Annotated in this window: 15 protein-coding genes; 11 read left to right on the top strand and 4 right to left on the bottom strand. The window is 42.7% G+C overall.

All coding sequences use genetic code 11. The features are described 5' to 3' along the window. Nucleotides 1–17: 17 nt before the first annotated feature. The 3 genes from H6G41_RS35665 to H6G41_RS08060 all read left to right on the top strand — a co-directional run bounded on the left by H6G41_RS35665 (nt 18) and on the right by H6G41_RS08060 (nt 6,233). Nucleotides 18–140 (top strand): hypothetical protein, encoded by a 123-nt coding sequence (locus tag H6G41_RS35665; RefSeq protein ID WP_277878054.1) that lies wholly within the window; start codon nt 18–20, stop codon nt 138–140. 2 nt (nt 141–142) lie between these two features. Next, nucleotides 143–2,020, top strand: coding sequence for a DNA-directed RNA polymerase subunit gamma (locus H6G41_RS08065; RefSeq protein ID WP_190745298.1), 1,878 nt, complete (start codon nt 143–145; stop codon nt 2,018–2,020). A gap of 154 nt (nt 2,021–2,174) precedes the next feature. Continuing rightward, a complete protein-coding gene (locus tag H6G41_RS08060) occupies nt 2,175–6,233 on the top strand; it encodes a DNA-directed RNA polymerase subunit beta'' (RefSeq protein ID WP_190745296.1) in 4,059 nt (1,352 codons plus the stop codon). 205 nt (nt 6,234–6,438) lie between these two features. Here the strand turns inward: H6G41_RS08060 and H6G41_RS08055 are convergent, their stop codons facing one another. After that, on the bottom strand, nt 6,439–8,058 hold the full coding sequence (locus H6G41_RS08055) for a cellulase family glycosylhydrolase (RefSeq protein ID WP_190745294.1): 1,620 nt from the start codon (nt 8,056–8,058) through the stop codon (nt 6,439–6,441). Nucleotides 8,059–8,457: 399 nt separating this feature from the next. Between H6G41_RS08055 and H6G41_RS08050 the strand changes: the two genes are divergently transcribed. Beyond that, on the top strand, nt 8,458–9,327 hold the full coding sequence (locus H6G41_RS08050) for a kinetochore protein SPC24 (RefSeq protein WP_242037833.1): 870 nt from the start codon (nt 8,458–8,460) through the stop codon (nt 9,325–9,327). Nucleotides 9,328–9,669: 342 nt separating this feature from the next. Here H6G41_RS08050 and H6G41_RS08045 read toward each other — a convergent pair whose 3' ends face one another. Beyond that, nucleotides 9,670–10,455, bottom strand: a complete 786-nt coding sequence (locus H6G41_RS08045) for a hypothetical protein (RefSeq protein ID WP_190745292.1) — start codon at nt 10,453–10,455, stop codon at nt 9,670–9,672. Nucleotides 10,456–10,669: 214 nt separating this feature from the next. Between H6G41_RS08045 and H6G41_RS08040 the strand changes: the two genes are divergently transcribed. From H6G41_RS08040 to H6G41_RS08010, 7 genes are all read left to right on the top strand, one after another. Beyond that, nucleotides 10,670–12,433, top strand: a complete 1,764-nt coding sequence (locus tag H6G41_RS08040; protein WP_190745290.1) for a carbohydrate porin — start codon at nt 10,670–10,672, stop codon at nt 12,431–12,433. Then, complete coding sequence (locus H6G41_RS08035; RefSeq protein ID WP_190745288.1) at nt 12,430–14,787, top strand: tetratricopeptide repeat protein; 2,358 nt, start codon at nt 12,430–12,432, stop codon at nt 14,785–14,787. The genes H6G41_RS08040 and H6G41_RS08035 overlap by 4 nt, the downstream gene beginning before the upstream one ends. A 170-nt stretch (nt 14,788–14,957) precedes the next feature. Beyond that, entirely contained in the window at nt 14,958–16,217 is a 1,260-nt protein-coding gene (locus H6G41_RS08030) for a glycosyl hydrolase family 8 (protein ID WP_190745286.1), read from the top strand. Nucleotides 16,218–16,354: 137 nt separating this feature from the next. Then, nucleotides 16,355–18,712 carry a cellulose biosynthesis cyclic di-GMP-binding regulatory protein BcsB gene (locus tag H6G41_RS08025; RefSeq protein WP_190745284.1) on the top strand — a complete coding sequence of 786 codons (2,358 nt, stop codon included), beginning with the start codon at nt 16,355–16,357 and terminating at the stop codon, nt 18,710–18,712. Between the two features lie 93 nt (nt 18,713–18,805). Beyond that, the gene (gene bcsA / locus H6G41_RS08020) at nt 18,806–21,421 is read left to right on the top strand and encodes a UDP-forming cellulose synthase catalytic subunit (protein WP_190745282.1); all 2,616 of its coding nucleotides are present in this window, start codon (nt 18,806–18,808) and stop codon (nt 21,419–21,421) included. Nucleotides 21,422–21,710: 289 nt separating this feature from the next. Continuing rightward, nucleotides 21,711–22,256, top strand: coding sequence for a GIY-YIG nuclease family protein (locus H6G41_RS08015; RefSeq protein ID WP_190745280.1), 546 nt, complete (start codon nt 21,711–21,713; stop codon nt 22,254–22,256). A gap of 339 nt (nt 22,257–22,595) precedes the next feature. Beyond that, complete coding sequence (locus tag H6G41_RS08010) at nt 22,596–23,645, top strand: S-layer homology domain-containing protein (protein WP_190745278.1); 1,050 nt, start codon at nt 22,596–22,598, stop codon at nt 23,643–23,645. Nucleotides 23,646–23,838: 193 nt separating this feature from the next. On the opposite strand, the gene H6G41_RS08005 is transcribed toward H6G41_RS08010, so the two are convergent. Together H6G41_RS08005 and H6G41_RS08000 are read right to left on the bottom strand one after the other, a co-directional pair. Next, entirely contained in the window at nt 23,839–24,273 is a 435-nt protein-coding gene (locus H6G41_RS08005) for a CAAD domain-containing protein (protein ID WP_190745418.1), read from the bottom strand. 742 nt (nt 24,274–25,015) lie between these two features. Then, complete coding sequence (locus H6G41_RS08000; protein WP_190745276.1) at nt 25,016–25,471, bottom strand: pentapeptide repeat-containing protein; 456 nt, start codon at nt 25,469–25,471, stop codon at nt 25,016–25,018. Between the last annotated feature and the right edge of the window lie 178 nt (nt 25,472–25,649).

Below are 25,649 nucleotides of genomic sequence, written 5' to 3'. Positions count from 1 at the left end.
CCCATGCCCAATGCCCAATGACGCCAGTTGCTACAACGCGGGAAACCCGCACAACGCACTGGCTCCCCCATGTGCAATGCCCCATACCCAGTTTTCAACAAAAAACTAAATATACTCATAACTCAGAACTCAGCACTTAAGTATGAGAAACGCCCAAACCAATCAGTTTGACTACGTAAAAATCGGCTTGGCATCACCAGAACGCATTCGGCAATGGGGCGAACGCACCTTGCCTAACGGTCAAGTTGTCGGTGAAGTCACCAAACCAGAAACAATTAACTACCGTACTCTCAAACCAGAGATGGACGGTTTATTCTGCGAACGCATCTTTGGCCCAGCAAAAGATTGGGAATGCCATTGCGGTAAATATAAAAGAGTGCGCCACAGAGGTATTGTTTGCGAACGCTGTGGTGTAGAAGTTACGGAGTCACGGGTGCGGCGTCACCGCATGGGATATATCAAGCTGGCAGCACCCGTAGCCCACGTCTGGTATCTCAAAGGCATTCCTAGCTATATTTCCATCCTGTTAGATATGCCCTTGCGGGATGTGGAACAAATTGTCTATTTCAACTCTTATGTTGTTCTTAGCCCAGGCAATGCTGAAACTTTAACCTATAAACAGCTATTGAGTGAAGACCAGTGGCTGGAAATTGAAGACCAAATTTATAGTGAAGATTCCCAACTACAAGGCGTAGAGGTAGGTATTGGTGCTGAAGCACTGTTGCACTTACTGGCTGATATCAATTTAGAGCAAGAAGCCGAAAGCCTGCGGGAAGAAATTGGCAATGCTAAAGGGCAAAAGCGAGCGAAGTTAATTAAACGCTTACGGGTAATTGACAACTTCATCGCAACTGGTTCTAAACCAGAGTGGATGGTAATGGCGGTGATCCCGGTGATTCCCCCGGACTTACGCCCAATGGTGCAGTTAGATGGTGGTCGGTTTGCTACCAGCGATTTGAACGATTTGTATCGCCGGGTAATCAACCGGAATAATCGTCTGGCACGCCTACAAGAAATTTTGGCACCAGAAATTATTGTCCGCAACGAAAAGCGGATGTTGCAAGAAGCAGTAGACGCTTTAATTGACAACGGACGCCGGGGACGCACAGTAGTCGGGGCCAATAACCGTCCTTTGAAATCCTTATCCGACATTATTGAAGGTAAGCAAGGGCGTTTCCGGCAAAACTTGTTAGGTAAAAGGGTTGACTACTCTGGTCGTTCTGTAATTGTGGTGGGACCAAAATTAAATATCCACCAGTGCGGCTTACCCAGAGAAATGGCAATTGAGCTATTTCAACCCTTTGTGATCAATCGCTTGATTCGTAGCGGTATGGTCAATAATATCAAAGCTGCGAAAAAACTCATCTCCCGTAACGACCCCAGCGTATGGGACGTACTGGAAGAAGTGATTGAAGGACACCCAGTACTACTCAACCGGGCACCAACACTGCACCGCTTAGGGATTCAGGCATTCGAGCCAATTTTGGTAGAAGGTAGAGCGATTCAACTCCATCCCTTAGTCTGTCCAGCATTTAACGCTGACTTTGACGGAGACCAAATGGCAGTACACGTACCCCTGTCTTTAGAAAGTCAGGCAGAAGCGCGGTTATTAATGCTCGCTTCTAATAATATCTTGTCGCCAGCTACTGGTAAGCCAATTATCACACCCAGCCAAGACATGGTTTTGGGAGCATATTACCTAACTGCAGAAAACCCAGGTGCTACCAAAGGAGCGGGACGGTATTTTGCTTCTCTTGATGATGTCATTATGGCTTTCCAGCAAGAGCAAATTGACTTGCACGCCTATATTTACGTGCGGTTTGATGGTGAAGTCGAATCAGACGGGCCAGATACAGAACCGCTAGAAGTTACAGAAAATACCGATGGTACCCGGACTCTGCTGTATAAATACCGCCGAGTGAGAGAAGACGCCCAAGGGAATTTGTTGTCTCAGTACGTCCGCACAACACCAGGTCGCGTGATTTACAACAAGGCAATTCAAGAAGCACTAGCTAGTTAGTTGTTCATTTTCAGTGGTGAGGCAGTGCGTTGGGCGGGTTTCCCGACTTTTAGCAACTGCCGAACCCATAAGGGTTAGTTATTGCTTGCTACTGACTACTGACTACTGACCACTAACCAATGACTATTGACCATTGACTAAGGACTATTGACTAATGACTAACGAAAAGGCAGTTTTTCGCAATCGCGTAGTTGATAAAGGTCAATTGAGAAATTTGATTTCTTGGGCCTTTGTAAATTATGGTACGGCGCGTACCGCAGTGATGGCGGACAAATTGAAAGACTTGGGATTCCGCTACGCTACTAGGGCAGGGGTGTCTATCAGTGTAGACGATTTGATGGTACCACCTTCTAAGCGATCGCTTCTCGAAGCCGCCGAAGAAGAAATTCGCGCTACAGAAGCCCGCTATCAACGGGGGGAAATTACGGAAGTAGAACGCTTCCAAAAAGTAATTGATACCTGGAACGGTACTAGTGAAGCCCTCAAAGATGAGGTAGTCGTTCACTTTAAAAAGACTAATCCCCTCAACTCCGTATACATGATGGCATTCTCCGGCGCACGGGGTAACATCTCCCAAGTCCGCCAGTTAGTAGGGATGCGGGGACTGATGGCAGATCCCCAAGGGGAAATTATTGACTTACCCATCAAAACTAACTTCCGTGAAGGACTCACCGTCACCGAATACATTATTTCTTCTTACGGTGCCCGGAAAGGCTTGGTAGATACAGCCCTACGGACGGCTGACTCTGGTTATCTCACCCGCCGTCTAGTGGACGTATCCCAGGATGTGATTATCCGCGAATTTGATTGCGGTACTACCAGAGGCATTCCCATTCGGGCAATGGTAGAAGGTGGCAAAACAAAAATTCCCCTAGCTACACGTTTACATGGACGGGTAATAGCGGAAGATGTACTAGATCCTAAGACCAAAGAAGTAATAGCCCCGCGTAATACCCCAGTTTCCGATGAATTGGCAGCAAAAATTCAAAAATCTGGGGTAACTGAAGTCTTCGCGCGATCGCCTCTGACTTGTGAAGCTGCACGTTCCGTATGTCAACATTGCTACGGCTGGAGTTTAGCCCATGCCAAAATGGTGGATTTGGGCGAAGCTGTGGGAATTATCGCCGCTCAAAGTATCGGTGAACCCGGTACCCAGCTAACCATGCGCACATTCCACACAGGTGGCGTATTTACCGGGGAAGTCGCGCAACAAGTACGTTCCAAAACCGATGGTACTATCCGCCTACCCAGGAAATTACGCACCAGACCATACCGTACCCGTCACGGTGAAGATGCTTTATTTGTCGAAGCCAACGGCGTAATTGTCTTGGAACCGAAAAAAGATAGTGCTGATAGCATAGCAGGAAACCAAGAAATTAATGTTACCCAAGGTTCCACACTATACATCACCGATGGTCAGCAGGTAAAAATTGGGCAGTTACTTGCAGAAGTCGCCCTTGGTGGACGGACAACCCGTGCTAATACGGAAAAAGCTGTAAAAGATGTAGCCTCCGACTTAGCAGGGGAAGTGCAATTTGCTGAAGTTGTCCCCGAACAAAAAACAGACCGCCAAGGTAATACCACAACCACAGCCGCACGCGGTGGCTTGATTTGGATTTTGTCTGGGGAAGTGTATAACCTGCCACCGGGCGCAGAATTAGTCGTGAAAAATGGAGATGCGATCGCCTCCAACGGCGTACTCGCAGAAACCAAACTCACAACCTTACACGGTGGTACAGTCCGTTTACCAGAAGCGACACCCGGTAAGAGTACCAGGGAAATTGAAATTATCACCGCTTCTGTAGTCTTAGACCAAGCCACAGTCACCGTTCAAAGCTCCCAAGGCCGCAACAGCTACCTAGTTTCCACTGGTAATAACCAAGTATTTAACCTCAGAGCCACACCAGGCACAAAAGTGCAAAATGGTCAAGTAGTAGCGGAATTAATTGATGACCGCTATCGCACCACCACCGGGGGTTTCCTGAAATTCGCTGGCGTTGAAGTTCAGAAAAAAGGTAAAGCCAAGCTCGGTTATGAAGTAGTGCAGGGAGGTACCCTGCTGTGGATTCCCGAAGAAACCCACGAAGTTAACAAAGATATTTCCTTGTTACTGGTAGAAGACGGACAATTTGTCGAAGCCGGTACCGAAGTCGTCAAGGATATCTTCTGCCAAAACAGCGGTGTCATTGAAGTTACCCAGAAAAACGACATCTTGCGGGAAGTCGTAATTAAACCAGGTGAACTGCTGATGGTAGACGATCCCGAAGCAGTCATCGGTAGAGACAACACCTTTATTCAACCTGGTGAGGAATTCCAAGGTACAGTCGCCACCGAATTGCGCTACATCCAGTATGTAGAGTCTCCCGAAGGGCCAGCTTTATTAAGCCGTCCTGTAGTAGAGTTTGCTGTTCCCAGCAACCCTGATGTACCTTCTACTACATCAGTCAGTCAACAAACTGGGCGTTCAATTCAATTGCGGGCAGTACAGAGACTGCCTTACAAAGATTCTGAACGAGTTAAGTCTGTGGAAGGGGTAGAACTGCTACGTACCCAACTAGTATTGGAAATCGAGCAAGAAGGCGAACAAGACCACAACGCTTCTCCTTTAGCCGCCGATATTGAATTAGTACCCGATCCTGATAACTCAGAAGTTCAGCGCTTGCAGCTGGTAATTTTAGAGTCCTTGGTAATTCGTCGGGATATCGCCGCTGATGCTACCCAAGGTAGTACTCAAACCTCACTAGAGGTACAGGATGGATTAACCATCGCTCCAGGTGCAGTAGTCGCTCGTACCCAAATCTTATGTAAAGAAGGGGGTATTGTGCGGGGTGTACAGAAAGGTACAGAAACTGTCCGGCGCTGTTTAGTATTGCGTCATAGCGATACTGTAATTATTGATACTAGCACTCAACCAAAAGTGAAAGTTGGTGATTTGCTGGTAGCCGGAACAGAAATTGCTCCTGGCGTCTTCAGTGAAGAATCTGGTCAGGTTGTAGATATTAAAAATACTGCGGCTACGGCGACCAATCAAGATTCAGCATTGAGTACTCAAAACTATGCAGTTTCTATCCGTATTGGTCGTCCCTATCGAGTCAGTCCTGGTGCTGTATTGCAAATCGAAGATGGCGATTTGGTACAACGCGGTGATAACTTGGTGTTGCTCGTATTTGAACGTGCCAAAACAGGGGACATTATCCAAGGTTTGCCCCGGATTGAGGAACTACTAGAAGCCCGCAAACCCAAAGAAGCTTGTATCTTGTGCCGTCGGGCTGGGGAAGTAAAGGTAGTTTACGGAGATGGTGATGAAGCGATCGCAGTTAAAGTAGTAGAACCCAATGGAGTAGTTACTGATTATCCTCTAGGCCCCGGACAAAACTTAGTGGTAACAGATGGTACGCTAGTGCAAGCGGGACAACCTCTCAGTGATGGGCCTTCCAACCCCCACGAAATATTGGAAGTCTTTTTTAGCTTGGGTTCCGAAGATGGGGTCTATGCTTGCGCTAGTCATGCTTTACAGAAAGTGCAAACATTCCTAGTGAACGAAGTACAGTTGGTATACCAATCCCAAGGTATTGATATTGCCGACAAACACATCGAAGTGATTGTTCGCCAGATGACCAATAAAGTCCGGATTGATGATGGTGGCGACACCACCATGCTTCCTGGGGAATTGGTAGAACTGCGCCAAGTTGAGCAGGTGAACGAAGCAATGGCAATTACAGGCGGTGCTAGAGCACAGTATACCCCTGTATTATTGGGTATCACTAAAGCATCCTTGAACACCGACAGCTTTATTTCTGCTGCTTCCTTCCAAGAAACCACCAGAGTATTAACCGAAGCCGCCATTGAAGGTAAATCTGACTGGCTACGCGGGTTAAAAGAAAACGTGATTATCGGACGATTGATTCCTGCTGGTACTGGGTACAATGCCTATGAAGAAACAGGAGCAATTGATGACTACGCAGCTCTAGAAAGTAGCAGTGTCTTAGATGAAGTTGACGATCCTTTAGACATGGTTCTAGACGATCGCACAGCTCGCACCTACAATCTAGATGCGCCTTCTCTTACTGAACATACATTTGGCAGTAGACGTGCAGAACGTTCTATTCTCGATGACGATGACTTGATAGCTGATGAAGTCACTGATCTTGTTGAAGAAGACGAAGAAGACGACGACTACGAAGATGATGATGACGATGATTTCGATGAATAAACTTGAAAGTTAATAGTTAATAAAGGCAAAAGAGAATTCTCTTTTGCCTTTTTTGCTGTTTGTATAAATGCGCAATCAAGAGAATGCAAAATTATATTAATCTCCCACTCTCTAAGTTTGTAGATAAACTGCCTTTGGCATACTGATATTGCAAAGGATAAAGCTAGGTTTCCAGGCTTCGATACTGGCTTCTTAAAGCTCTTTTTTATTTTTCACTTTTCACTTCTATATGTCTTAATTGGTAATCTACTCCCAATTTCTGAGCACAAAAACCAATCTCCCGCGATTGATTTGGTTCAATTACTTTTCCCCAATCTAAAGGAGTCACAACATATTGTGTTGCTCCTTGCTGTTGAAAATTAGCATTCCAAGAGTTATTAATTCTAGCTTGATGAAGATGGAATGTGAGTTGCCAGTTGCTCACCTTACTATTACCTGGGTTGATAATTTTCAGATTGGTGCAGAGTCCAGTTTCCCAATTAGCATATATGTTAGTAGTGACTTGCAGTTGGTTTGTACTTCTAGGAGTTGCGGCGATCAAATAATTGGGAGATAAAGAGACATGCTGCTGACTAACTTCCATAGATGGTAGCAGTTGAGATAATAATTGCTGCTTGGGGCGATCGTAATTTAGCCAGTCATCTAATAAGATACCGCCTGTATCAGCACTATTAGGATTCCAACTCCAGTAGGCAAAGCTTAAGTTATACTTCTGGATGTATTTCACAAATTCATTTTGCCAAATACCCTCGGGAGAAATATTATCTACTTGTCGTCCACCAAACTCACCAATCAAAATTGGTGCAATCTTTTGAGTAGAAATGTAATTAAAGCCAATTTGCCAGCGAGGGATGAGATTTTTGGGAAAGCTAGGTTCCCAAAAGTAAGGTTGATTGAAAACTCCCGGGCCGTATTCATGGGGAGAATAGACTAACTTACGGGGATGGGATAGGCGTACTGGATAGCGTTTGACACCTTCTAAATTACCACCTTGCCAATGGTGCTTGAGTTTTTGGCCAGGAACATTGTTTTCTACACCTTCAACGATAATTAGCCAGTTAGGGTTAACGCTGAGGATGGCATTACCTGCACGTTCTGCTGCTAGCCGCCAGTCAGTAGCTAAATCGTTAGTACCCCAACTGGCGCGTCCATGCGGTTCATTTTTTAAGTCTGCACCAATGACATTAGCTTGATTTTTATATCTTTCCGCTAACAGTTTCCACGTATCAATCCAGTCTGCTTCTGTAAAACCATCTCCATACCAAAGTTCGGGAATTTCTCGATCGTTGAGGCGATGGCTGTCAAGAAGGATGAATAATCCTTGGTTTTTTGCTTCTTGAACAATTAAATCCATCACTTGTAAAGGCGTTTTGCCTTGAAGTTCTATATTGCTACCGATACTAAAGTCAACACCATTAATATCAGGCGATGCCTGCGGCGGCAAGCTACGCAATCCTGCCACAGAATAAGGCAAGCGAATCAAGTTATACCCCAGCAACCTCATCTGGGCAAGCATCTCTTTATAATCTCGCTGCCATAATCCATGAGGTACATGTGTCTCTGTTTCCATACCAAACCAGTTCACACCTCGCAATAGCACTTCCTTGCCTCTAGCATCGACAATTTTTGCCCCCAAGGTTGAAAGTGGTAGCTGGATTGTGTCACTTGCAACAGTAGGTATCGCAGCATTAGCCACATATAGATGAATATGGGCGGGTAGTTGTGTCATACTCCCTAGCAAGCACACTACTAAAGCAAAAAAAAATAAAATCAATCTTTGAAGAAACAGTAATTTCTTTTTTTTCTTTTTAAGATAATTTTGCATATTTTTGATTACATGATTACGTAAATGCACTATTTGTTGGAAATGCCTAAAGCCTGGTAAAAGGATAATTACGACTTAAAAATTTTGCATATCCGTACTAATTTGTATAGAGTTATCTCTAGCATATAAGGTTCCTCAATTTGTCAGATTTTTATCCTTTAAATGTGCTTAAATCCTATATTTAATCAGCCTTTAAAAGAAACGTAAGTATATTAATGATTATTTTTATACTGGTAGTTTGGTAATTAAATTTACGAAAAATTTAATTACTTATCCGAGTTCTTCATGAGTCTAATATTGCATATTAGACATGAAGAGAATAATTTGGAACTAATGCAGTAATAATATTCATTAACCGCTGAAAAGCTATCAAAGCTAGACTTCATCAGTGGTTATACTATGCTGCAATCTACATCTTGTTTTATTAGACAAACAACCTACGTTTCTCATATGTCTCTATCTGCATTGCAAAAATTCTTTCTGCCACCTATTATTGCTTCTTGCGGTGTATTTTCATTAATGTCTTTTCCCTTGGCTGCATTAGGGGAAAAGCAAATAGCTATTAGATTTCAAGAAGAACCTATTTTTTACGGCAAGCTGAGAGATGTTGCTATTCCTTACGTCATATTATCTACCACCATTAGTCTAGGAGCCGGCATATCAGCCGCCGCCGTTTGTGGATGGAGACACTCTTCCCGAAAATCAGCAAAATATGAGCAAGAACTATCTCATTTAGAGCAAAACCTACAGGAAAAAGAAGCTTTACTTAAGGAACTAAAGCAGTCAGAATCTCGCTTGCAAGTGTCTGGATTGAAGGCTTTTTTGGATGATGAAGTACCTTTAGATAGCACTCTTCTTGCAAATAATGTACCTACCACATTCTCCCAACCAGTAGTAGTCCAAACTCCACCAGTAATACATGACCAGCCAGTTCAGACTGTGCCCCATTTTGTGACTCAACAGAATGCAACTAAAACTGTCGGAACTGTTGCTGCTACGTCTAAATTTGCATCTGCTCAAACCTTCCTGAGCTATGCTCAAACCAACACAAACAATCAGGAAGAAGCGGTTACCACAAATGCAGTCAATAAGACAACAATCACGGCAACTGAGGTTGAAGAGTTACAAAAACAGTTAAGAGAAATGATGTTGCAGATGCAAAAAATGCAGCACAACTTGCAAGGTATCCCTCAAACCACAAATGCTGCACCAAAAGCCGCAGATAAATTTCAAATCTATTATGATATTTCCAGTAACCATCCGGTTTAATGACATTATATTCAGATAATCGAGTCAGCTGCTTTGATGCAGCTTATTTGATGAGTGTGAGTTGATTAGAACTTAAGCAACTAGCACAGTAAATCCAGGTTAGGTTTGTCAATAGTCAGTCAGGACAGTTGGAGTGAGATAACTTATTCGGAAAAATATATCTGAGTTAACTCTGCCCAGATAAAAGTCTAATGACTACTGACAGCCTCAAATATAACTTACAAATATCAAATATCACTTACAAGACACTTGCAAAAGTTCTATTGAGCGGTATTTAGTTTACTCCTGTGAAAACACCCCACCTCAATTAGATTAAGGTGGGGTTAAAATCAAAATTTTTAGTTAACGCAGAAACTCCGAAGGCAGCAAAGAAGCATTCGTTTGCCTAGATTTAGTTGGTGCTATTGATGTTGTTCTCGTGATTTTAGATTCTGGCAGAATTTGATATCGGTTTCCCCAGCCACCATTAATATCTTCTGGTAGTAGACGTGGTGGCGTTGTTTTACCTGTAGGTAAGGGAATTAATAAAGTTTGACTTGCTTGTGCATACTTTTCACCTTCATTAGTAAAACGTACTAACTTACCTTCCAGATCTTGATTTAGCTGTAGCTTTTCTTCCAATTTACGATTATCTGATTTTTCCCACTGAGCACCAGGATTGAAAGTAGCGATAAATGTCACGCCACTTTCAGGTGTCAGTTTCATTTGTGTTTGATTAGCTTGCCAAACTTCCTCAAAACGACCATCAGGTGCGACTTGCCATAGATTCAAATCGGCTTCCCATTTTCCTTGTTTCACTTCTACAATTTGGCGAGCGAGAATTGAAATTTTACTACTGGTATTAGAGTTCAGCAATACTCCTGGTTGTCCAGATGTAGGACGTAAATAACGGACTGCTGCCACGCTAATGCGACTGGATTCAGGCAAATTCGTACTCCCAGTTATTTTGTATAAGCTATTACTTTCTCTTGATTGAACGTTTTGAATTTCTAGTTGGGTTTCTACTTGTACTTTTTTTACGCAACCATAATTACTAACTAAAAGTATGAGACAGGTAAGAACTAAGGGAGAAGCAGCAAATAAGTTTTGCCTTTTTAAACGAAAACGCTGTAGATTAAGTATTTTCATGGATATATTAGCTCTAGTGGTTTTTATGCCTTTTAAGAAAGGTTTTTATTTATTCTGCCCAATTTAATTTCAAAAAATGCAGAGTTTATCAACTTTTTACAAAGCTTTTTTGGCAAATATAAAATTCATCAATATTGATGTTAATACTCAGATTATTTGCTAAAGTAGCAACATTAAATAAAGTAAAGACTTACTAGTAAATCCAACTAGGCTCATGAGCCAAAAAGTATTCGATTGTCCGAAACTTACTTGTTCAAAACAGCCCCAAAAGGTGCACTTACTGCTGAGTAATCTTGCAGTCTCGATTTTTTGGGTATTGGCTGTGAGTGAAGCATCGTTAGCTCAAGTCAACCAGGTTCAACCAGAAACTAACGATCTGCATCTAGGTAATACAAACTTGTTACCAGTACCGTCATCTTCTGTGCCCGTGGGTAAAGCAGTATTGGGATTGCAAACAGTACCTCCGCCACCGACAACAGATAGGGTAGATGGGATAGCGATGCCTGCAACGGGCTTTGCCTACGCACCTATTGGTAATCCCTTACCAGTAGTACCATCACAACCAGTTATCAATCTCCAACAACAGGAGAGGGGCTTTATTCAACAGCAGGTGAGGGGAAGAAGTAATTCTGCTAAACCCCAGGTGCAAAAGCCGAAGACCGTATTGCAAACAGCAGTGGGTGGAGATAATTCTGACTTCGGTTTGGGATTGGTGAAACAGGGAGAAAATCTACAGCCACAACTACCGCCACTTCCCGGCCAAGTTGTAGCCCAAGAATTTACTGCACCGACAACACCAACATTTAACCAAGTACTCAACTCCCAAGTAGCTCCCTTACCACCACTTCCTGGGACAACCAGCAGCATACAATCTAACGTCTCTACCCCGACGCCTACTTTTAATCAATTACTGACTACTCCTACACCAGCTACACCTACACAACCAAAAACCATCGTTAGTCAACAACGCCCTCAGTTTACTAGCAGTGCTTTAAAAGAACCCTATTTACAATTCCAAGGCGTCTATGTGACTCAAGGCGGTGATACTTCAGCAAGGGCGAGAGTCACGGGAGTCTATCCCATCTCTCCGCAAGCCTTATTTGGTGCAACTATTGACTTAACTAGTGAGGGTAGCAGCTTTGATGATTCTAGACGTGAGGGTTTGAACATCAACGAGCTTTATTTAGCCACCTCCATCGCCGGTATACCAAATCTGCGATTTGTGGTAGGTCAAATGGATTTAACCTCTTATTTTGACCGAAATAGCTTTGCTAAAGATGGGGCTAGCCAATTCTTTAACCCCGTATTTCAAACCAATCCCGCATTAGCCGCCACGGGGATTGCTTCCCGTCCTGGCTTGTTAGTTAACTGGAGTGTTACTGACAATATTGAAGCTAAAGCTGCTGTTTTCTCTTCATCAGATAAAATCAGTGACTTTTCCTTAGATGGCTTTGCTGGAGAAGTTGGTATTCGTTATGGTAACGCGATTATTCGGGGTACTTATGCTTCCAATCGCGATGGTGGTGTTCGGGATAGCTTTGCCGAAAGTTACAGCATTGCTAGAGGAAATAATCAATTTGGGCCTATCGAAAGCGATCGCGAAGAAGCTTATGGTTTGAATGCTGAAGTCTTTATACCCAATTTAAAATTAGGCCTTTTTGGACGCTATGGTCGCTATGAAAACCGCGACTTAGGACAGGGTGCAGATACCTATGTTTTAGGAGCCACCTTATTAGATTTATTTACGCGAGACGATCGCCTAGGACTAGCTTACGGACGTGGCTTATCGAACGAAAGCCTGCGTCGTAGCGATCAATCTCGACCAGATGTAGTGGAACTTTATTACGATTTTCAACTTATTCCCAATCTGCGTCTAGGTTTTACCGTTCAAGGACGGGATAATTTCTCGGAAACAGTTGTAGGTGTGAGAGTAAAATCCGAGTTTGATGTGACTCCAAGAGGGAGAAATGCTCGATGAGGCAACATAAACAAGGCAAAAGCCAAAAGTCAAAAGGTATATGTATTCAATATCTTTCTCTTTTGACTTTTTCATTGCCCCTTTTTACTTATTTAATAGCTGTGCCACCTTTAGGCAGCATTGCCTCTGCCCAAGCACAAAATGTATCGGCATCTGTAAAAAAGGGTTTTACCTTGTTCAATCAGGGGTTAGTCAATGATGCTATTAGTACATTTCAACAAGTACTTAAGAAAGAACCCTCTTCTTTACAAGCAAGGTTAGGGTTAGCGATCGCCTATCGTCACGCCGGACGCATTTCCGAAGCCTGGAATGCCTATCAACAGGTACTAGCGATAGATCCGAATAACTCACTAGCGTTAAAAACTATTGGGTTGTTAGGTACTTACCGTCCAGAGTGGCAAGTACAAGGAATTACAGCTTTAACAACTTTTCTTAAGTCAAATCCCAACGATATCGAAGCCCTCGGTTACCGCGCCCAACTTTACTCTTACCAGGGAAGGTTTACCGAGTCCCTCGCAGATTATCGACTGGTACTAGCTAATAACCCCACGCCAGAAGTCGTCATTGGTGCTGCGCAAGCTTATAGCTACAGTAACGATTTTCCCAAAGCTTTGGAGTTATTTAACCGCTACCAAAGTACGGGTAAACCCATAGTTGGTTATGCGGCTGTAGCTTACGGTCGCACCTTAAGAGAAACTGGTGATAGTAGAGGGGCGGTACAAGTTTTAGAAGTCCAGTTAAAGCGCTCCAGTAGCCTAGATGCCCTAGCTATAGAGACTCGTAAGGAACTAGCTATTGCCTACCTTGCCAATCAGCAGCAAGCACAAGCCTTAGCCATATTAGATCCATTACAAGGTAGAGCCGATGCGATTTTACCCTTAGCGCGATCGCTCAATGAAATTCGCAAGCGGATCAACAATCCCACTCTGACACAGCAAGTTATCAGTCTCTATAATCAGGCTCTAAGTAATAATCCCAATCCTTCCCCCACATTACTACGAGAAGTTGCTGATGTTTTTAGCGCCTTCCCCCAAGGAAGACAAACAGCCCTGAAATTGTACCGACAAATAGCTTCCCAATTCCCAGGCGATCGCGGTTTGCTAGTACAGCAATTAGCCTTGGAATCCCAACTAGGAATGGTGGGTAAAAATGAACTCAAGCAACGTTTAGCTGCTATTTTGCAACCGCTACCCACAAACTCTGCCCAACTACAGCAACTAGCTAACGCTTTAGTTAATATCAATACTCCCGATGCCGAATTTCTACCTGTTTACCAAACTATTTTGCGATCGGGAGTCAATGCACCATTCTTGAATTTTCGGATAGCTCAGATGTATATCCAGCAGAATGACCTGAATGGTGCTAGACAAGCCTTAGCAGCTTACACAGCTAGCAATAACAATTCTCGTGATTTGGCACCACAATTACTGGCAGCAGAAATTGAGCGCCGGGAAGGTAATTTAGAAGCTAGTGCCCGACGCTATCAAGCTATACTGACTGCTCGTCCCGATAGTAATGATATTATTGACGGCGCTTTACGGGGACTGGCTGGTGTGCGGTTGCAACAAAAAAATCTTGATGAAGCTGTAGCCATATATGACCAATTAATCAATCGCAATCCTCAAGATTTACCAACTCAACTAGGACGCGCCAGTATTGCCTATCAAGCTAAACGGATTTCCCAACCAGAAGCAGAAGCAGTTTTGAATAATTGGTTAGCAACTCAACCAGCAACTAATACACCTTCAGAACTATACAGTTTGGCGGGCGTGCTACCTGCCGACCCCCAACGAGAAGCTTTATATAATTACTTATTGCAACTCGATCCCAGTTATATCCCTCTGCAACTGCGCTTAGTGCAGGTGATAGCCCAACGCAATCCCGCTCAAGCGCAAGCTAGGGTCAAACAGTTAATTGCTCGTTTAGCTAATAACTCAGATGCCTATCAGTTACAGGCAGAATTAGCTCGTGCTGTCGGTAATTTGGATTTAGCCAGTGTGGCTTATGAAAATATTCTGGCACAGCAACCAGATAACATTGATGCCTTGGCAGCATTGGGCGGAATTCAGTTTGAACAACGCCGCTTTGAGTCAGCCCAGGAAATTTACAATCAGGTGTTGGCACAAAAGCCAGATGATAAAGATACCAGACGGGCTTTAGCTGGATTGAGTACGGTTCTCGATCAACCCTTATCAGCATTAACCCAGCTAGAAAAACTACAAATGGAAACTATGGCTCAAGGATCTGTGGATACAGATATAGACCGCCAGATGCGACAAATCCAAGAAGACTTTCTGCTGCGGCGAGGGTTTCAACCTGCTTGGGAAGATTCACAACGCAGAAGTAAAAATTAGCGATCGCCCAGATTTCTTTATCAAAGATTAGCAATGCGTAGTTAATTGTGAACCACTTGAGGGGAAAAATGAGTGCAGGTTTCGTGAGTATAAACAACCAAATATCTAGGTTTTCTTTGTTCACCTCCTGCACCCTTTGTCAACGTTTCACAAACCAAACAGTTCTTAGGATGCGGTACCTCTCAAAACTGGCAGTAATTCTCTGCCCGCTCGGTCTATCAGCTTGTGTCTTAGTAGTGAATCCCAAAACACCAAACGATTTACCTACTCCAGTACCAAATGTTACTCCTGTAGATGGTAGCGATCAAAAGTCAGTGTTTTTGGCTGCTTTACCTGAATCAACCCCAAATCGACAATTACTAGTTGAAAGCTGGGATAGCTACCGCCGCAAATTTATTCAAGGTGATGGACGAGTCATCGACTATGAAGCGAGCGATCATTCCACTAGTGAAGGTCAAGCTTATGCAATGTTGCGAGCTGTGTTCATTGACGATCCAGAAACATTTGCTCTGACTTTAAAGTGGGCAGAAAGTAATCTGCTAAGGCAACAAAATGGCAAACCTACAGATAATTTGTGGGCTTGGAAGTGGGGTAAAAAGCCAGATAATAGCTGGGGTATTATCGACAGCAACTTTGCCAGCGATGGTGATATAGATGCCATTACCGCCTTGATTTTGGCCTCACGGCGTTGGCAGCGTCCAGAATATATGGAACTGGCGAAAACCAAATTACGAGATTTGTGGAACCTATCTACTATTTCTGGAACTGACGGTAAACGCTATCTGCTACCGGGCCCCACAGCCGCCTTTGTCCCCAATGAATCCACCCTCTATCTCAACCCTTCATATTTGGCTCCTTATGCTTTTCGCATATTTGCCCAAATTGACCCTGGACGGGATTGGTTGAGTTTAGTCGATAGCAGTTACCAAATTTTGGAAAACTCTGCACGGCTGTCTACTGTGGGTTTACCTAGCGATTGGGTAGCGTTAGATCTCAAAACCAATCAATTCCAAACTATGCCAAACTCTAGTGCCCTCAAGAGTTTGTATAGTTTCGATGCTTACCGCGTTTGGTGGCGGTTATCACTGGATGCTGTGTGGTTCAATTCACCCCAAGCCCAGCAATATTTACAGCAATCTACTCAAAACCTACAAAATCTATGGACGCAAAAATCTTATCTTCCTGCACGTATAGATCTCCAAGGAAATCAATTAGTAGATTACGATGCTACATCTCAGTACGCCATGTTCTATGCTGCCATGCGCTTGGTTAAACCCTCAATAGCATCAGAAGTACTGACGAAAAAATTGCTACCGCAATACAAGCAAGGAATTTGGGGAGAACACTCTGCTTATTACACCCAAAATTTAGCTTGGTTAGGGTTATGGTCTCCAGATTCACTACCAAGGGAACTGATTCTAGGTAAGTAGCACCAAGTTTGTAGTTTAGCCATCAAACAGAGGAGTGGAAAGCGATCGCGCATATGTAAATACTAACTTATCTCGTATTGTTTCATAAGTAATTAATTAAACACAAAAACTAAGAAAATCTACCATTACGGCATACCATGAAGCAGTTGTTTCATCTTTTACCCACTGGCACAACAATAGTCGTTGCGACTTCCTGCTGTTTATTGTTTCCTGATGCATTAACCAGGGTTAATGCTCAGAGCAAAGCTAACAACCAGCAGCCAGTTATTTTATTAGCGCAAGCAGATACAGAGGCTAAGAGTACACAAAAGTCACCAGCCAACTCTTTATCCGAAGCAACTGATGCCAAAAATCTCATCACTTACAACCTAGAATTTAATCGCAGTCCAGTTGTTGGTAACCGGATGCGTTTACGAGGAGTTTATTCTGAAGGTCGCCTCGCTTTTACCCGTCCCCGTAATTGGAAATTAGATCGAGGAAATGTAAAAGCCTTAATCCGCTTCCAGCATTCTCCAGCTTTATATGCAAGCCGCTCTAATTTGACAGTGCTACTCAACGGTACGAGTGTAGGTAGCGTGCCACTTAACCGCAAACAGTCGCAAATCGGTCAAGTGTTGTTAAATATACCGTCGAAGTTAGTTCAGGACTATAACGAATTAACAATTGTTGCTCAGCAGAGCAACTCTCTAGAATGTAGCAATCCCAATAGTGCAGATTTGTGGACAGAAATTCTGCCCGATTCTAAATTAATTTTTAACTTTCAACAGCAGCCAATTCCCCTCAACTTTAGTCGCTATCCCTATCCTGTATTTGATGAACTGGGCTTAGATACCAACCAAATTGTTTACCTGCAACCTAGCCAAGTGAGTCAAACTTGGCTGACTCCAGCAGCTCGCTTACAAGCATCCCTAGGGAGAACTGCGGATTTTCGCCCCATACAGACAAGCTTGGTATCAGATGTATCAGATGTCAAGCCAAACCAACGCTTAGTCATTATTGGGACTCCTAGCGAACAACCCGCTCTGGCTAGTTGGAAGAATTTACCTTTGAAAGTTGTTAGCTCTCAAATTCTTGATCGCGATAATAATCCCATACCTGAAGATACAGGTGTATTGCTGATTACCCGCACTGAGAAGAGTAACGCTCCCGTATTAATTGCTACTGGCAATAGCAGTAAAGCTGTAGCGAAAGCAGTGCAGTTTCTCACACAGCCTGACGTGCGGAAAATGGGTACAGGTCAGGTAATTTTAGTTGATAAACTTCAGGATACAGCCACACCTGGAACCCGCCAATGGCCGCGTTATTTACCAGAGAAGAATACATTCCAACTGAGCGAGATTAAAACCCAGGTAAACGGTCAACCTTTTACTGATGTGACTGTACGTGGTGCAGCTGCGCCAGCAATTGATATTGATTTTCGGGCTTTACCTGACGATCGCTTTCTGCGCGGTAGTTCCATGAACTTGGTTTATAGCTATGGGCCGCAAATGAACCCCAGAACCTCAGCCATAGAAGTACTGCTAGATGGGGTATTCATCGGTGGTGCGCGTCTAGATTCGGAATCTGGTGCAAATCGCAAAAACCTGAAAGTTAATTTACCAGAAAACCTGGTTAAGCCTAACTCTCGACTGCAAGTGTTTTTCCGGATGAATTCGCGAGAACCATTTGATCAACAAAACTGTCTCCAACCACCAGATCAACAACTCACAGGGACGGTGCATTCGGATACTAGTTTTGACTTGCGACGAGAAATCTCCGCAGATTTACCAGATTTGAATCTGTTGAAATTTGGTTATCCATTGGCTGCACCTCAAGATTTATCGAACACCGCGATCGTTCTACCCCAAAACCCCACAGCTACAGATGTGTTAACTTTGCTAGCTTTGAGCGAACGCTTAGGAAGACTCAGCCAAGCAGATACGGTCAAATTAGATGTTTATACTCCAGATTCATTACCAGAAACAGTCCGCAAAAATAACAATTTAGTGGGAATTGGTACTAGAGAAAAGTTTCCCCTTCCTGATGTATTTCAATCTGGTGGCTTGAATTTGAGTCAAGCATTTTCTCGCTTATCCGCCCAAGCAACGGTGCAAACTCCACAGGACGCCCAAGGGATGATTAAGCAAATTATTTCCCCTTGGAATAAAGAGCGCGTGCTTCTGGCTTTGACAGCTCAATCGGATACTGGTTTAGAAAGAGTGCGTCAAGTTTTCAATCAAGATCCGTGGTTCTTCCAACTCAAAAAAGACACGGTGCTGATTAGCAGCGATCAAAAAGACCCCAATCCCTATGATGCTGATGCTTACCAGCTAGATTTTTTCCAAAGCGCGCCAAAGGTGAATCGCATCGAAAAGACCACGCTCTTAAGTAAGGTGTCGCGACTCATCCAAGAAAATTGGCTATTACTACCTCTAGGAATTGTGGGTTTATCGGTGCTGTTTTACGGCATTTCTCAGTTGTATATCAAGCGGCTAGCTAATTCGGAAAAGAAATAAAAAATCCCAATGCACGCAGGAAAAACTAAAAATTTCCTGCGTGCAATGACAAATGCTCTCTTAAATCTCACATCCAAAATTTAACATTAAATAATGTCTTCTTCTTCTTCTTATAGACCACCCCGTAAACCAGGCGATCGCCAGCGCCCTAAATTGGGTAACTGGCTGATTGACCTTACCCCCAGATTCTTTGATCGTCATCTAGAGCAAGTCGGTCTCAAACAGTTAAAGTGGCTGGCGCTACTGCTATTGATAGTTTCCGTACCGTTAGTTATTACGCCGATACAAGTTTGGCAGCAAGGTGCAGTTGCTGTCTTTTTAATATTACTTGGTCAGTTAGTTGTCCAAGCAGAAAATGAAGAATCTTCTCCAGAAATCAGCCAGTATTATCATTTATTTATGATCTGGCTGAGTTTGGTGACAACACTGCGTTATTTATACTACCGTGTCAGCTATACGCTTAATTTTGATGGTTGGATAAATAGTATTGCTTGTTTGCTGCTATTGGCGGCGGAACTTTATGCGATTTTGACCTTGGTATTGGCATATTTTCAAACACTGAAAATTAAAGAACGTCAACCTGTTAATTTATCTAATATCCCAGAAGCTGAATGGTTTAGCGTTGATATCTACATTCCGACTTACAACGAAGATGTGGAAATTGTCCGCAAGACGGCGTTAGCAGCCTTGGCTTGTGACTATGCTCCTGGGAAAAAGAAAGTTTATATTCTTGATGATGGTCGTCCGGAAAGATATTCAGAAGGCGATCTGCGTCGGGAAAAGTTCCGCGCCAGACGAGAACAAATCAGGAAAATGTGCCAAGAACTCGGCTGCATCCACATGACGCGGAATAATAACGAACATGCTAAGGCTGGTAATATTAACACTGCGTTTCACAAAACTGATGGGGATTTGGTGCTGATTTTGGACTGTGACCACATTCCATCACGCCAATTTCTACTGCACACCACAGGCTTCTTTTATGACCCGAAAGTCTCCTTTGTGCAAACGCCTCACTGGTTCTATAATCCCGACCCCTTTGAACGGAATTTGCTCACCGATGGTAAAATTCCGGTGGGTAATGAACTGTTTTATAAAGTACTGCAAAAAGGTAATGATTTTTGGAATGCTGCCTTCTTTTGCGGTTCAGCAGCATTGATGCGGAAAACCCATGTTTTAGAAGTTGGGGGAATTGCTGTAGAAACGGTGACAGAAGACTGTCATACTGCTTTGCGGTTGCATTCACTGGGTTACAAGTCAGTTTACTACGATAAAATTATGGTGGCTGGTTTAGCACCAGAAACCTTTTCTTCTTATGTGGGACAACAAGTACGTTGGGCCCGGGGAATGGCACAGATATTGCGGTTGGAAAACCCCTTATTTAACCCCAAACTGAAGTTAACATTAGCCCAAAGGATTTGTTATTTCAGCGCCACTTCGCACTTTTTATATGGATATCCTCGAATAATATATGCGATCGCACCTACTCTATTTTTATTATTTGGCATTAACTCCGTCCAAGGTTTAGGTTTAGAAACTTTAGCTTACGCTATCCCTCATATACTTCTCTCCCTGTCAGCCAATTACATCATCTACAAACAAGTCCGCTTCTCGTTCTGGAATGAAATTTTTGAATTTGCAATGGCTTTCCAGGCTGGGTGGGTAACTATGTTGGCGCTAATTAATCCTAAGATGGGGTCGTTTAACGTCACGGATAAAGGTGTGTCTGTTAACAAACGTACCTTTGACTGGCAATCAATGCGCGCTCTGTTTTTGGTGATGGTAGTAGTAGTTGCTTCCTTGCTGGCTATCCCCTATTGGCTACTACTACGGCCTGAAGATTGGCAAGCTGTGCTAGTCAATACCATGTGGTCTATTTTAAACCTGATTTTATTAGTAGCTGCTTTGTTAGTAGGCTTTGAACAACCACAAATCCGTTCTGCACACAGGTTACAGCGACGCCTAAATGTGGTTATTTCTAGTAACGACCAAGTAGTAATGGGGGAAACAATCAATATTTCCGAAACTGGGGCGTTAATTTCTTTGGAATCTTGGCCGAATTTAGCCGATGAAGTCGAAATTGAGGTGATGGGCGACTTTAGTGCTAGTGCTACCCTCACAGCCAGGATTATCCGGATTTCTCCGTATAACGATACAGAAACCCATTTAGCAGTTGATTTTATCAATACTACTCCGGCTCAACTGGATACTTTGACTTTGGTGTTGTACTCGGATGTCCGAGAATGGTATTCCCAAAAACGCCAATATATAGATCGGCCAATGGCTTCCTTTGGATTTTTGGCGACTAGTTTGCGGCGTTCTTTACGGGATATCAAACAACCCAGTCGCAAAAAGGTACGCAAACAAGTACAAACTATCGGTCAACTTTATTGGGATGGTCACTTTTTCTCTGGAGTCGCCACGGAATTAGGGGTAACAGGTTTACGCTTGGAATTAGAAGATACAAAAGCTGTATCCTCTAGCAGAACGCTACGAGAGCATGATTGGCATACCATGCGCACGGTCAAGCCTTTGGTGGGCTTGCTATTGAATCGAGATGGGGATGAGCCTTCATCTAGTCGATTTGTGGCGGAAATTACTTCGGTAGAAGAACAACCCAACGGTAAAATTGCGATCGAGTTGAATTTCCCTGATAAATTTAAGCAGCGCCAAGATACTAAAATTAAACAACTTTTACAAGTCTTGTAGTTTCAATTACTAAACTACAAAAATTTTGGCGAATAATTAGTACAAAGCGTGCTTTAGCAAAAGCTAGAGCCGCTTTTTTATTTATTTTATATTTTATCTGTGTGGAGACTGTTGGAGAAGTCGCAAAATCTCATAAGCTGATTTTATTAGCAATTGTATGTGAGGTTGCACATTAACACTCTCAGGCTGGAAGCTGGAAACTAAACAAACCCATCGTGACTGAGTAGGATAAATTTTATGTATCTTCATATTCGATTGTTATCAGTTGATTAAATTACTAATTTAAGTTATGAGCAATGAGACAAATATTCCTGTATTAGAAACGCTGGTATATGTTCCCTACATTGATGAAAATGGTCAATTACCTGAACAATTTCAGGGTAAAATTGGCGTTTATGCCATCTTTGACCGAGAAAAAGTATTGCAGTTTGTAGGTTATTCTCGCGATGTTTATCTGAGTCTGAAACAGCATTTAGTACGTCAAACACAAAAATGCTATTGGATAAAAATTCAAACTATTGAAAAACCAAACCGCACGATTTTAGAAAGTATCGAGCAGGCTTGGATTAAAGAAAATGGCAGTTTACCCTTAGGTAATGGAGATAGCAAAGGAGAATGGACAAATCCCATCAATGTTAAAGTGATAATGACGCCTGAAGAGCAGGAAAAATATCAAAATCCACTCAATGATGAAGTGGCACAAATGAAAATTCTCAAAAATGTAGCACGGCGAGTTGAAGCTGATATTTTAGCTGTTTTAGAAACTCGTGGTTGCCAAACACAAATTCGCTTTAATCCTAAGTTGAAGGAAGAAGGATTACTGGATTTGAAATAGAGGATAGTTCAAAGCCATACATAGTTTTCATTCTTTGTACCCTCTGTGTTGGAAACAATCTTTTTTTGCACCGCAGAGGACATAGAGGAGCCATGAAGTTACACCAGGAACCTGCGTTGTAGCAACTGGTGTGTCACAGAGTAGCGATGTCTACACTATAGCCTTACATAAGGTAGCGGTTGGGGGAGTATACAAGATAAGGGGATCTATTTTATTGGTGGTGATGTAACATTTTATGCAGGTTATACAGCCAAAAAGATCCGGAAAACTAATTTGGGTATTAATATTTGAGTGTTCAATATATTTAAGATACTGATTTTTCCCTAGTAGGGTACTACGATGACAAATACACCGCCTACCGATCCTGAGTCATCTTCAAAAAATGCCCTTGGCTTTGATGATTTTATCGCTGTTCTGGTTGCTTTCAGCACGATTGGGGTAATTTTATTTTGGTCACTGTCTCGTAAGAATTCAGACTGGAATTTCAACGGGATACTATCTTTATCTCCAACTCAGTCGCCTAATATTCAGCAAAATCAACAGTTACCTTCTCCTGTTCCCCAAGTGCAGCCCAATACCGAGACTGTACCCTCACCTTTAGCTACATCTATTGTTCAACCTACCACTGTTCCACGGGATATTGACCAGCTACCTTCTACTTCAGTCTTACCAGTAACTCCTATTATTCCTACTACTTCCCCTCCAGTACAAGCACCTTTGTCTTCCAGCAAACCCTTTGCGCAACCATTCTCTTTGGTAACTCCCGCGAAGAAAAAGTCAACTATCCCACCACCGATCGCATTTAATGATGTAACTGAAGATTTCTGGGGTCGGCAGTTTATTAATGTTCTTTCTTCCCGCGCTATGATTAAGGGGTTTCCAGATTACTCTTTTAGACCTAATCAGCCTGTAACCCGTGCGGAATTTGCGGCGATTTTGCAACAAGCTTTTGAAGATCGGCCTGCTCAAAATACGCCCAAATTTAAGGATATTCAAGATAAATTCTGGGCAAATTCCGCAATTAACCAAGCTATTAATACAGGATTTTTGAAAGGTTACCCCAACCAAACTTTTCAACCGGAACAAAAGATTTCTCGCGTACAAGTGCTAGTAGCTTTGGTTAGCGGGTTGAATCTTAAAACTCCGACATCACCAGAGCAGGTGTTAAAAATATACAAAGATGCTCAAGATATTCCTCAATATGCGACTGATAAAATAGCTTCTGCGACAGCTAATGGTTTGGTTGTTAGTTATCCTAATTTAGAAGTTTTTGCCCCCAATAAAGAAGCTACGAGGGCTGAGGTAGCGGCGATGGTTCATCAAGCTTTAGTTTATAGGGGGCGATTGGAAACAATTCCCTCAAAACACATTGTCCGCTTACCTAAGTGAAAATCCCCCGACTGCACAATTTTCGCTGCGCTTATTTGTTGGGGAATTCCGGGATTCTTAAATGTGTAGCCGCACCTTGATTGGTAGCGGCTACAATTAATTAAAATTTATCGCGAACAGTTTTACGGATATTCCTTCCTAACAGCAGCACAGAGGATGCACATGAGGCAGGAAAACTGTATTCAGCAATACATTACTCTGGAGAGTTTTTACCAACAACTTGTGATTTGAGTGTGGTAATTTCGTTGGTTAGCTCTTTCCTGGTAGAAGCTTTGAGTAGATAGCGATAAACAAACCAAGCGGAGTAACCGATACCAATTAATTCAAAGGTAGGTGCTACTAAGGGGATGTCGTTAAGGGAATCTAAGATTGCCAATAATACCTTAACAGCGACAATTGATCCGACGATTAACCCGACGGAAACTAGGGGCTGCTTGTATTGATTAAAGAAGTTTCCGAGATATTCGGGTAGCGTCCCTAAAAAGCTAGAGATTTGTTCTCCATATTTTAGCCATTGCTCTTGAGACTGCACGGGTGGCTGGAGTTTAGTGATGGTTCCGCTTTGATTGTTGATGTCTGTCATCGTGGTCTCTGAAGACTTGGTTTCTGTGAATTCCGGTTCTTGCATTTTCGCTTCCATAAATTGTAACAGTTGAGTTTCTCTAATCTGGACAATTACAACCTCAAGGGTGTTGATTAGGTGATGCTCGAGAGCATCGTTACAACTGAGTTTGGGTTCAAAATGGTTTTAGTGTCCTATCACCATAATTGTCCTTTAACCACTACTCGATCAACTACAAGGTAGCAATTAAGTAGGAGGATAGAAGTCAGATGGCAGCAGGAACTATAAAAGTCAGCTTTCTGAGTTCTGTTTTTAAATCAACTGGAATCCTCAGGTTGCTATTATCCCATGTCATGTCAGTTGCCCATTATCGTACTTAATTAGAAGTACAAATTACGCAAAAGTCAGTCCACTTCTTATTTATACAAGGCTAAAACCCGATTGAGCCGGATATTAAAGCTATCTTAAGCCGTGTTCGTCAATTAACCCATTGCTAGTGATATTAATACGTAATAAAAGTTTTTATGTGTTGAAGTAGACTAGACAGAAAAATATTTTTATGGTATCGCAGCTATGTAGATTGGGCGATCGCATAAAAATTCAGTTTGGCTTTATTTCCTGTCGTTAATAGACTCCTACCTATTTTCCCTTTCCCAGAAAAATTTAATGTCTACATATCAACGACAAAATTGCTGAGAATATCTTTGTAATTTTTGGAGAGAGATTTAGGATCTAACTCGCTAGGATTCAGTTTTTCTTATCCTAAATCTACAAGCTCCAAGTTATGCTAATACTTACTCAGTTCAGCTTATTCCCAATCAGGAATTTCTGCATCCTCTCCACCAACACCAATTCCCGTGTGATAGATTTCTGCATCAGTGATAGTTAAATTATTCATTGATGCTTGATAAACATTAGAATCGTAAATTTTGGCACGAGTTAAATTGGCATTATTGAGGTTGGCTTGCTTCAAATTCACATTGGTTATGTACGCTGAAGTTAAGTTAGCTCCTGTTAAGTTTGCACCCGTGAGATCAGCACCTTCAAGGTTAGCTCCACTGAGATTAGCATTTTGGAGATTTGCACCTCTGAGATCGGCTCCAATTAAATGCGCGCTACTGAGGTTTGCACCTCTTAAATTACAATCAATACATTCCCCAGTTGTTAACAACTTTTGTAAGTCTTGCGGGTTATCAGCTTTGACTGCGGTAGTGAAAAATAGGGGAGTTGCTAAGGCTAGAACTGCTAATAGCTGGAGTTTCATAATATCCCCCTTTGTACTCAAGTTATATCCGTTCTTTTCCTCACAGTTCTATTATCTCACTAATTTTCTGCAATTATGTTAATTGAGTACATAAGAGATTTGAGTAAGCAAGTTATTTGCTATCAATGAATTGCCTATTTATCAAGGTTTTGGCGGCTTTATGATGCAGAAAGACCAG

Source organism: Tolypothrix sp. FACHB-123, assembly GCF_014697075.1.
Taxonomy (GTDB): Bacteria; Cyanobacteriota; Cyanobacteriia; order Cyanobacteriales; family Nostocaceae; genus Aulosira.
Note: the sequence above shows the minus strand (reverse complement) of the source record. Positions and strands in the feature narration are given on the sequence as shown.